Here is a 2,895-nt window from a genome sequence, read left to right as displayed (position 1 = left end):
CACTTCTACTACTTCTTTATCACACATCAGCAAAGTCCCAGGGCATGAAGCAGTTTATGGCTAATTAAAGGGAACAAAAAGAAAGGAAAAGCACAATCCAGACGGTATCAGCGGCAGGATACAAGAATAAATTGTGATTACACAAGATTGGTGTTATAATAAGAGAAAAGTTCCTGCCGGGGCAGCCGCCCCGGTGGTATGGATAAAAAGGCAGGAAAACAATATGCACATCAGCTATAAACCACTCTGGCATACACTGTTAGAGCGTGATATGAGAAAAGAAGATTTAAGGCTTGCCGCCGGTATGACAACGAATATGATTGCCAACATGAGCAAAGAGGGAAAGCACATCAGCATGGATACATTGGCCCGTATCTGCGAAACGCTGAATTGTGAGATTACCGATGTGATTGAGTTAGTACCAGACGAGCCTGCTTCCACAGGAGGTAAGGAACATGAGCGAATTGAAACCAAGAATAACGGAAAACGGAATTGATTATATCCTTGTCGGAGATTACTATATCCCAGATTTGAAGCTGCCGGAGGAACACCGCCCTATCGGAAAGTACGGACGGATGCACCGGGAATATTTAAGAGAAGCCCACCCAGCCAGATTGAACACATTGACACTGACCGGGGAGTTATGGACATATCTTGCAGACCTGAACGAACAGGCACAGGAACGGTTAGACACCATCATGGAGCAGATGAAGGCTGCCGATGGTGTGACCGAGGAATTGAAGCGTACCCATCAAATGGAATGGGTGCAGCGTTGCAATAACATTCACAACCGGGCAGAAGAAATTATTTTGCAAGAGATGATTTATTCATAACGGTATGGTAGAATGATTATGACAAATCGAAAGTTGACAAGGAGTTTTGATAGCGTGAAAAAAAGTTTATGGAAGAAGTTTTAATTGATGATAATATGGTTTTTGATATTGATAATTTAAAAGGATTTCTTAATGATACCAGTTCATTTGGGTTTATAGCTAAAGAAAATAATAAAATTATAGGATTTGCATATTGCTATACACTTTTAAGACCTGATGGAAAAACAATGTTTTATTTACACTCAATAGGAATGTTACCTAACTATCAAGACAAAGGTTATGGTTCAAAATTATTATCTTTTATTAAGGAATATTCTAAAGAGATTGGTTGTTCTGAAATGTTTTTAATAACTGATAAAGGTAATCCTAGAGCTTGCCATGTATATGAAAAATTAGGTGGTAAAAATGATTATAAAGATGAAATAGTATATGTATATGATTATGAAAAAGGTGATAAATAAATGAATATAGTTGAAAATGAAATATGTATAAGAACTTTAATAGATGATGATTTTCCTTTGATGTTAAAATGGTTAACTGATGAAAGAGTATTAGAATTTTATGGTGGTAGAGATAAAAAATATACATTAGAATCATTAAAAAAACATTATACAGAGCCTTGGGAAGATGAAGTTTTTAGAGTAATTATTGAATATAACAATGTTCCTATTGGATATGGACAAATATATAAAATGTATGATGAGTTATATACTGATTATCATTATCCAAAAACTGATGAGATAGTCTATGGTATGGATCAATTTATAGGAGAGCCAAATTATTGGAGTAAAGGAATTGGTACAAGATATATTAAATTGATTTTTGAATTTTTGAAAAAAGAAAGAAATGCTAATGCAGTTATTTTAGACCCTCATAAAAATAATCCAAGAGCAATAAGGGCATACCAAAAATCTGGTTTTAGAATTATTGAAGATTTGCCAGAACATGAATTACACGAGGGCAAAAAAGAAGATTGTTATTTAATGGAATATAGATATGATGATAATGCCACAAATGTTAAGGCAATGAAATATTTAATTGAGCATTACTTTGATAATTTCAAAGTAGATAGTATTGAAATAATCGGTAGTGGTTATGATAGTGTGGCATATTTAGTTAATAATGAATACATTTTTAAAACAAAATTTAGTACTAATAAGAAAAAAGGTTATGCAAAAGAAAAAGCAATATATAATTTTTTAAATACAAATTTAGAAACTAATGTAAAAATTCCTAATATTGAATATTCGTATATTAGTGATGAATTATCTATACTAGGTTATAAAGAAATTAAAGGAACTTTTTTAACACCAGAAATTTATTCTACTATGTCAGAAGAAGAACAAAATTTGTTAAAACGAGATATTGCCAGTTTTTTAAGACAAATGCACGGTTTAGATTATACAGATATTAGTGAATGTACTATTGATAATAAACAAAATGTATTAGAAGAGTATATATTGTTGCGTGAAACTATTTATAATGATTTAACTGATATAGAAAAAGATTATATAGAAAGTTTTATGGAAAGACTAAATGCAACAACAGTTTTTGAGGGTAAAAAGTGTTTATGCCATAATGATTTTAGTTGTAATCATCTATTGTTAGATGGCAATAATAGATTAACTGGAATAATTGATTTTGGAGATTCTGGAATTATAGATGAATATTGTGATTTTATATACTTACTTGAAGATAGTGAAGAAGAAATAGGAACAAATTTTGGAGAAGATATATTAAGAATGTATGGAAATATAGATATTGAGAAAGCAAAAGAATATCAAGATATAGTTGAAGAATATTATCCTATTGAAACTATTGTTTATGGAATTAAAAATATTAAACAGGAATTTATCGAAAATGGTAGAAAAGAAATTTATAAAAGGACTTATAAAGATTGATTATATAATATATGAAAAGCTATTATAAAAGACATTAGTATTAAATAGTTTAAAAAAATGAAAAATAATATCGAAAAAAATATTTCTTAAAATTGTGATAGGGGTTGTTCTTGCTTGTATTTTATTTGTTTGTTTTCTTTATACGAACAATGAGATCGGCG

The 2,895-nt window shown here is 30.5% G+C and carries 4 protein-coding genes; all 4 read left to right on the top strand.

Translation table 11 applies throughout. The features are described 5' to 3' along the window. Window positions 1-133 precede the first annotated feature (133 nt). The 4 genes from DW922_RS16540 to aph(2'')-Ia all read left to right on the top strand — a co-directional run bounded on the left by DW922_RS16540 (window position 134) and on the right by aph(2'')-Ia (window position 2,734). The gene (locus DW922_RS16540) at window positions 134-496 is read left to right on the top strand and encodes a helix-turn-helix domain-containing protein (protein ID WP_306767393.1); all 363 of its coding nucleotides are present in this window, start codon (window positions 134-136) and stop codon (window positions 494-496) included. Then, on the top strand, window positions 456-833 hold the full coding sequence (locus DW922_RS16535) for a TnpV protein (RefSeq protein ID WP_003533403.1): 378 nt from the start codon (window positions 456-458) through the stop codon (window positions 831-833). The genes DW922_RS16540 and DW922_RS16535 overlap by 41 nt, the downstream gene beginning before the upstream one ends. A 68-nt stretch (window positions 834-901) precedes the next feature. Then, window positions 902-1,294: a GNAT family N-acetyltransferase gene (locus tag DW922_RS16530; protein ID WP_000393259.1), complete on the top strand. Its 393-nt coding sequence runs from the start codon at window positions 902-904 to the stop codon at window positions 1,292-1,294. Next, entirely contained in the window at window positions 1,295-2,734 is a 1,440-nt protein-coding gene (aph(2'')-Ia, locus tag DW922_RS16525; RefSeq protein ID WP_001028144.1) for an aminoglycoside O-phosphotransferase APH(2'')-Ia, read from the top strand. It begins immediately after the preceding gene. Window positions 2,735-2,895 lie beyond the last annotated feature (161 nt).

Origin of the sequence: Clostridium sp. AM42-4, from assembly GCF_003480105.1 — a bacterium.
GTDB lineage: Bacteria > Bacillota > Clostridia > Lachnospirales > Lachnospiraceae > Brotaphodocola.
The sequence above is the reverse complement of the archived record's forward strand: the minus strand, read 5'-3'. Positions and strand labels throughout refer to the sequence as shown.

What these genes read in the sequence shown, in the direction of transcription:
- DW922_RS16535 (WP_003533403.1), top strand. Translation starts at nt 456, where the DNA reads ATGAGCGAATTGAAACCAAGAATAACGGAAAACGGAATTGATTATATC.
- DW922_RS16530 (WP_000393259.1), top strand. Translation starts at nt 902, where the DNA reads ATGGAAGAAGTTTTAATTGATGATAATATGGTTTTTGATATTGATAAT.